At 71.3% G+C, this 6843-nt stretch carries 6 protein-coding genes; 1 reads left to right on the top strand and 5 read right to left on the bottom strand.

The genetic code is table 11. The annotated features are described in order from the left end of the window. A partial coding sequence (locus tag CCN72_RS28655) for a methyltransferase domain-containing protein (RefSeq protein ID WP_086810815.1) occupies window positions 1-681 on the top strand: 681 nt, incomplete at its 5' end. 67 nt (window positions 682-748) lie between these two features. Here CCN72_RS28655 and CCN72_RS28650 read toward each other — a convergent pair. The 5 genes from CCN72_RS28650 to CCN72_RS28630 all read right to left on the bottom strand — a co-directional run. After that, window positions 749-1990 (bottom strand): MFS transporter, encoded by a 1242-nt coding sequence (locus tag CCN72_RS28650; protein ID WP_086810808.1) that lies wholly within the window; start codon window positions 1988-1990, stop codon window positions 749-751. 334 nt (window positions 1991-2324) lie between these two features. Then, complete coding sequence (gene dnaK / locus CCN72_RS28645; RefSeq protein WP_086810806.1) at window positions 2325-4229, bottom strand: molecular chaperone DnaK; 1905 nt, start codon at window positions 4227-4229, stop codon at window positions 2325-2327. Window positions 4230-4319: 90 nt separating this feature from the next. Beyond that, window positions 4320-5543 carry an NAD(P)/FAD-dependent oxidoreductase gene (locus CCN72_RS28640; protein ID WP_208638125.1) on the bottom strand — a complete coding sequence of 408 codons (1224 nt, stop codon included), beginning with the start codon at window positions 5541-5543 and terminating at the stop codon, window positions 4320-4322. After that, the gene (locus CCN72_RS28635; RefSeq protein WP_037662741.1) at window positions 5540-5734 is read right to left on the bottom strand and encodes a ferredoxin; all 195 of its coding nucleotides are present in this window, start codon (window positions 5732-5734) and stop codon (window positions 5540-5542) included. The genes CCN72_RS28640 and CCN72_RS28635 overlap by 4 nt, the downstream gene beginning before the upstream one ends. Before the next feature lie 62 nt (window positions 5735-5796). Beyond that, a partial coding sequence (locus CCN72_RS28630; RefSeq protein WP_107430176.1) for a cytochrome P450 occupies window positions 5797-6843 on the bottom strand: 1047 nt, incomplete at its 5' end.

Here is a 6843-nt window from a genome sequence, read left to right as displayed (position 1 = left end):
CGAAGCCGCGCGGCTTCGAGCCGGCCGGACCGTCCGGACGCCTTCACCATGGCGGGCCTCGAATGGGACCTGCTCGCCGATGTCTTCGCGCCGCCCTTCTCCAGGACGACCGAGACGGCGATGGACGTCCTGGGCCTGACCGGCACCGAGGCGCCCCTGCTGCGGCCCGGCGGATCGTTCCTGGAGGTCGGCTCGGGCACCGGGATCATCGCGGTCATGGCCGCGCTGCGGGGCGCCGCCCGGGTGGTGGCCACGGACATCAACGCGCGCGCCGTGGAGAACACCCGCCGCAACGCCGAGCGCCATGGTGTCGGCGACCGGCTGCGGGCCGTACACAGCGATCTGTTCGCCGCGCTCGACGCCGACGACCGCTTCGACTGCGTGTACTGGCACTCCAACTTCGTGCTGGCCCCGGACGACTATCGCTACCGCAGCGACCACGAGCGCGCGTACATCGACACCGGCTACCGCGCCCATGAGCGCTATCTGGTGGAGGCCCCCCTGCGGCTCACGTCCGGCGGCAGGGCCCTCCTCCAGTTCAGCGACCGCGGCGACCTCCCCCGACTGACGGCCCTGGCCACGGCCCACGACCGCCGGCTGAAGGTGCTGCGTCGGCACAGCTTCGCGGAGGGCACGGAGACGCTGGAGCACATCCTGCTGGAGATCCGCGTGGCGTCCTGACGCCGCTCAGGGGGCCGATCACGGCACGGGCGCGGGTCCACCGATCGCGGTCGGGCCCGCGCCCCCGTCACACCTGCTGCCCGAGTTCCGCCGTGTCCTTGGTGAGGGCCGGGGCCCGGGTGGCGGAGACGCTTGTGCGGAGGCGGCCGAGGCCGGCGGCCGCGGTCAGCAGGGCCAGGGTGGCGGCGCCGACCGGGAGCAGGTAGCTGTTCTCGGCGTCGAAGTGCTCCACGGACCAGCCCGCGAGCATGCTGCCGAGGGAGGAGCCGCCGAGGAGGCTGGTCACGGCCAGGGTCATGCCCTCGTTGATCTGGGAGCGCGGGATCAGTTCCTGGACCAGGCCCATGCCGGTGATCATGGTCGGTGAGGTGGCCATGCCCGCGATGAACATCAGCGGGACGAGGGACCACAGGCCACTGGCGAGGGTCAGCGGGAGCATCAGTACGGCCATGCCGCCGACGCCCATCAGGAAGCGGGTGGTGCTGGAGCCGCGCAGGGTGAGCATGCCGAAGAGCAGGCCCGCGAGGGCGGAGCCGACCGCTTGGAGGGCCAGGACCAGACCGGCCGAGGACTTGTGGTGCAGGGAGTCGGTGAAGGCGATCGTGACGACTTCGAGGGAGCCGAACAGGGAGCCGGTGAAGAGGAGGACGAGCATCATCACCTGGAGGCCCCGGTTGGTGAGTGGGGAGCGGGCGGCCGAGGGGTCGGCGGGCTGGACCGGGGGTTCGGTGCCGCGCTGCAAGGAGAAGAGGACGGTGCCGCCCAGGGTCAGGATCAGCGGTGCGATCCGGCCCGCCTCGGGGGCGATGCCGGTGGCCAGGCCCACCACGATGATGGGGCCGAGGACGAAGCACATCTCGTCCAGGACCTGTTCGAACGAGTTGGCCACATGCATGCGTTCGTCGTCATCGCCGTAGAGCCCGGCCCAGCGGGCGCGGGCCATGCCGCCGACGTTCGGCGCGGTGGCGGACAGCACGTTGGTGACGAACAAGGTCCAGGTCGGTGCGTCGGTGGCGAGGCAGCTGACCAGGGCGGCCGACATGGCGGCCGACCAGATGGCCGCGGGGATGGCCGTACGGGACTGGCCGTAGCGGTCGACGAGCCGGCCGAGGAGCGGGATCGTGATCAGGGTGGCGGCGAGGGACGAGCCGCCCACGGCGCCGGCCAGCGCGTAGGAGTGGCGCATGGCGGCGACCATCACCACGGTGCCGACTCCGGACATGGACAGGGCGAGCCGGGCCAGGAAGCCGGTGGTGGTGAAGCCGACGCTCCCCTTGGCGGAGAACAGTCTGCGGTACGGGGCGAACATGCGTGGTCTCTCCGTTGCGGGGCCGTGGCAACCGCGCGCGAAGGAAATCGGGCGGGCACTGGTCGCCAACGCCCCGGTCAGGGGCCGGGGTTGAGGATAGTGCCCGATCCCGCACACCGCCGCCCCATTGCGGCGCGTCCGAGCCGCCTCGTATCCCTGCATCGAGGGCTTCGTGGTGGAGAAGCCCTGACCGGTGCGGTGGCCGGAGCGCAGAATCCCGGTGCAGGTCAACCGGCGGGCGCCCGGGGCGACATGATGGACGAGGACCTGCCACCGGACCCCGCACCGCAGCCGCGCACCGGGCCCGCGTCCCGGGGCAGGCCCTCGTCCGTCGTCAGCCCGCCTCGGGCCGGTCGTCGTCGACGATCTCGGCGTCCACCACCTCGTCGTCCTCCGGGGCGGACCCACCGGAGGCCGCGTCACCGGACGCCGACCCGGCGGCGCCCGCGCCCGCGGCCGTACCCGCGCCCTGATCGCCCTGGGCGCGGGACTGCTCGTACAGCGCCGTGCCGATCTTCTGGGCGGACTGGGCCACTTCGTCGGTGGCGCGGCGGAGGGTGGCGGTGTCCGTGTTCTCGTCCTTGAGCTTCGCCTTCAGCTCGGCGAGCGCGGCCTCGGTCTCGTGCCGCGCCTCGGCGGAGATCCGCTCGGGGTTGTCGCTGATGAGCTTCTCGGTCTGGTAGACGAGCTGTTCGGCCTGGTTGCGGGTCTCGGCGGCCTCGCGGCGCTGCCGGTCGTCCTCGGCGTGCTGCTCGGCCTCGCGGACCATGCGGTCGATGTCGTTCTTCGGCAGCGCGGAGCCGCCGGTGACGGTCATCTTCTGTTCCCTGCCGGTGCCGAGGTCCTTCGCCGACACATGCATGATCCCGTTGGCGTCGATGTCGAAGGCGACCTCGATCTGCGGGACTCCGCGCGGTGCGGGCGGCAGACCGGTCAGCTCGAACATGCCGAGCTTCTTGTTGTAGGCGGCGATCTCGCGCTCGCCCTGGAAGACCTGGACGGACACCGAGGGCTGGTTGTCCTCGGCGGTGGTGAAGATCTCCGAACGGCGGGTGGGGATCGTGGTGTTGCGCTCGATCAGCTTGGTCATGATGCCGCCCTTGGTCTCGATGCCGAGGGACAGCGGGGTGACGTCGAGCAGCAGGACGTCCTTGACCTCGCCCTTGAGGACACCGGCCTGGAGCGAGGCGCCGATGGCGACGACCTCGTCCGGGTTGACACCCTTGTGCGGCTCCTTGCCGGTCAGCTCCTTCACCAGGCCGGTGACGGCGGGCATCCGGGTCGAGCCGCCCACCATCACCACATGGTCGATGTCGGACACCTTGATCCCGGCGTCCTTGATCGCGTTGTGGAACGGCGCCTTGCAGCGGTCCAGCAGGTCGGCGGTCAGCTGTTCGAACTGGGCGCGGGTCAGCTTCTCGTCCAGGTGCAGCGGGCCTTCGGCGGAGGCGGTGATGTAGGGCAGGTTGATCGTGGTCTCCGAGGAGCTGGACAGCTCGATCTTCGCCTTCTCGGACGCCTCCCGCAGCCGCTGCACGGCCATCTTGTCCTTGCCCAGGTCGACGCCGTAGTGGTTCTTGAACTGCTGCACCAGGTGGTCCACGACGCGCTGGTCCCAGTCGTCGCCGCCCAGATGGGTGTCGCCGTTGGTGGCCTTGACCTCGATGACGCCGTCGCCCATCTCCAGCAGGGACACGTCGAAGGTGCCGCCGCCGAGGTCGAAGACGAGGACCGTCTGCTCGTCCCCCTTGTCCAGGCCGTACGCGAGCGCGGCGGCGGTCGGCTCGTTGATGATCCGCATGACGTTCAGGCCGGCGATCTCCCCGGCCTCCTTCGTCGCCTGCCGCTGGGCGTCGTCGAAGTAGGCCGGGACGGTGATCACCGCGTCCGTGACGTCCTCGCCGAGGTAGGACTCGGCGTCCCGCTTCAGCTTCTGGAGCACCCGCGCGGAGATCTCCTGGGCGGTGTAGTGCTTGCCGTCGATGTCGCCCTGGTCGGGGAAGCGCCAGGAGTGATCGCCCATGTACCGCTTGACCGAGCGCGCGGTGCGCTCCACGTTGGTCACGGCCTGCCGTTTGGCGACCTCGCCGACCAGCACCTCGCCGTTCTTGGCGAACGCCACGACCGAGGGAGTGGTCCGCGCGCCCTCCGTGTTGGTGATGACGGTGGGTTCGCCGCCCTCCAGGACCGAGACCACCGAGTTCGTCGTCCCGAGGTCGATTCCGACCGAACGCGCCATGGTGAATCCTCCCTTGCCGGCTGCTCCCCCACCCGTGTTCCCCGGTCCTCCTCACCTATAGGGCCTGAATAAAACTTGAGCTACCTCATGTCAAGTCTGGTCCGCTTCCGGTGGGCCGTCCAGGGCACGGGTCCACTCGGTTCCGGCCGCGAGCGCGGTACGCCAGGAGCGCAGCACGCGGGGCGGCATGCCCACGGCGAGCGCTCCGGTGAGTGCCGTACCCCTGCGGTAGGCCACGAGGAAGCCGCCGTCCGCCGGGTCGCCGTCGACCACCCGGGCCTCGTCGTGATCGCGCAGGTGTCCGAACGCCTGGATCCTGAGGTCGTACTGGTCGGACCAGAAGGACGGCACCGGCGCGAACGGTTTGGCCTGCTCGGGGGCGAGAAGGTTGCGGGCCGCGGCCATGCCCTGTTCGGCCGCGTTCGTACGGTGCTCCACGCGCATGTCGGTGCCGAAGAGCGGGTTGTGCCAGCGGGCCACGTCGCCCGCGGCGTAGATGCCGGGCGCGGCGGCGCTGTACCGGTCGCAGGCCACACCGTCGGCCAGCCGCAGCCCGCTGTCCTCCAGCCAGTCGGTGTTGGGCTCGGAGCCGATGGCGATCAGGATGTCGTCGGCCGGGATCGTGCTGCCGTCGCTGAGCAGCACGCCCGTGGCCCGGCCCGCTCCGGTGGTGATCCCGGCGACCTTGGTCCCGGTCCGCAGGTCCACGCCGTGATCGCGGTGGACCTGGGCCAGATACGTGCCGACCTGCTGTCCGACGGCGTGCGCGAGGGGCACGGGGGCGGGTTCCACCAGGGTGACGGTCGCGCCGAGGGTGCGCGCGGCGGCGGCGACCTCGGCGCCGAGGAACCCGGCGCCCACCACGACCAGCCGGCCCCCGGCCGTCAGTCGCTCGCGCAGGGCGAGGGCGTCCCCGAGTTCCCGCAGGACATGGACGCCGGGTGTGTCGCACTCGGGCAGCCGGCGCGGCCGGACCCCGGTGGCGATGATCAGACCGTCGTACGTCAGGCTCGTGCCGTCGGCGAGGGTCACGGTGCGGGTCGCCGGGGCGAGGGCGGCGGCGGGCACGCCGAGCCGCAGGTCCAGGGCGAGGGCGTCCAGATCGGCCGGGCGGCGCAGCTGCACCCGCTCGGGCTCCCAGGCGCCGGTGAGGACCTGCTTGGACAGCGGCGGCCGGTCGTAGGGCGGATGCGGTTCGCCCCCGACGAGGGTGAGCGAGCCGTCGTAGCCGGCGCGGCGCAGGGTCTCGGCGGCCGTCAGACCGGCCGCCGAGGCCCCCACCACGACGATGCGGCGCGGCGGGACGCTCGTCACGCCTCCACCAGCCGGATCGCGGCGGCGGGGCAGATCGCGGCCGACTCCCGTACGTCCTCGTCGAGTTCAGGGCCGGGGGTGGCGTCCAGCAGCTGCACTATGCCCTCGTCGTCCTGGTCGAAGACCTGGGGTGCCACCAGGACGCACTGTCCGGAGGCGACGCATTTGGGCTGGTCGACTTCCACGCGCATGGGTTCCTCGTTTCATGGTTCGTGATGGTGCGGGTGTGCCGTGTGGTGCGTGCTGTGAAGTGCTACCAGGAGACGGGTAGTTCATAAACGCCGTAGACGAAGCCATCATGCTTGAACTCCAGTTGATCGAAGTCCGTGGCCAGCGCGAGCGTGGGGATGCGGGAGTAGAGCGTGCTGTAGGCCACTTGGAGTTCGACGCGGGCGAGCGGCTGGCCGAGGCACTGGTGGATGCCGTAGCCGAAGGCGACATGGCGGCGGGCGTCGCGGGTGAGGTCGAGCCGGTCGGGGTCGGGGAAGACGCCGGGGTCCCGGTTCGCGATGTCGTTGGCGAAGATGACGCCGTCGCCCGCGCGGATCAGCTCACCGTCGATCTCGATGTCCTCCAGCGCGACGCGCCGCCGCCCGGAGTGGACGATGTTCAGATAGCGCAGCAGTTCCTCGACGGCCGAGGCGACCGTCTTGGGGTCCTCGCAGTCGCGCAGCAGGGCGAGTTGGTCCGGGTTGCGCAGCAGGGCCACGGTGCCGAGCGCGATCATGTTGGCGGTGGTCTCGTGCCCCGCCACGAGCAGCAGGACGCCCATCTCGGCGGCCTGGCGCCGGGTCAGCTCGCCGGTGGCCACGCGCTGGACGGCGAGCTGGGAGAGCACATCGTCCTCGGGGTGCGCGAGCTTGGCGGCCAGGAGGTCGTCCAGGTAGTCGGTGAGCGCCTCGGACGCGGCGAGCAGTTCCTCGCGGGTGGAGGTGCGGCGCACCAGGACGCGGCTGTGGCGCTGGAAGAAGTCGTGCCGCTCGTACGGCACGCCGAGCAGCGCGCAGATCACCAGGCTGGGCAGCGGCAGTGCGAACGCCTCCACCAGGTCGGTGGGGTTGGGTCCGGCGAGCATCTCCTCGATCAGGTCGTCCACGATCCGCTGCACGGACGGCCGCAGGGCCTCGACCTTCCTGATCGTGAAGGGGGCCGTCACCATGCGGCGCAGCCGGGCGTGTTCGGGGTCGTCCATGGTGAGGAAGGTGGTGCGGGTCCGGTCGCGCTCCTGGGTCGCGGCGCTGCGGTGCGGGTAGCCGGGGCGCCGGGGGTCGGCGCTGATGCGGGGGTCGCCGAGCAGGGC

This window comes from Streptomyces murinus, from assembly GCF_002154555.1.
GTDB lineage: Bacteria > Actinomycetota > Actinomycetes > Streptomycetales > Streptomycetaceae > Streptomyces > Streptomyces murinus.
Note: the sequence above shows the minus strand (reverse complement) of the source record. Positions and strands in the feature narration are given on the sequence as shown.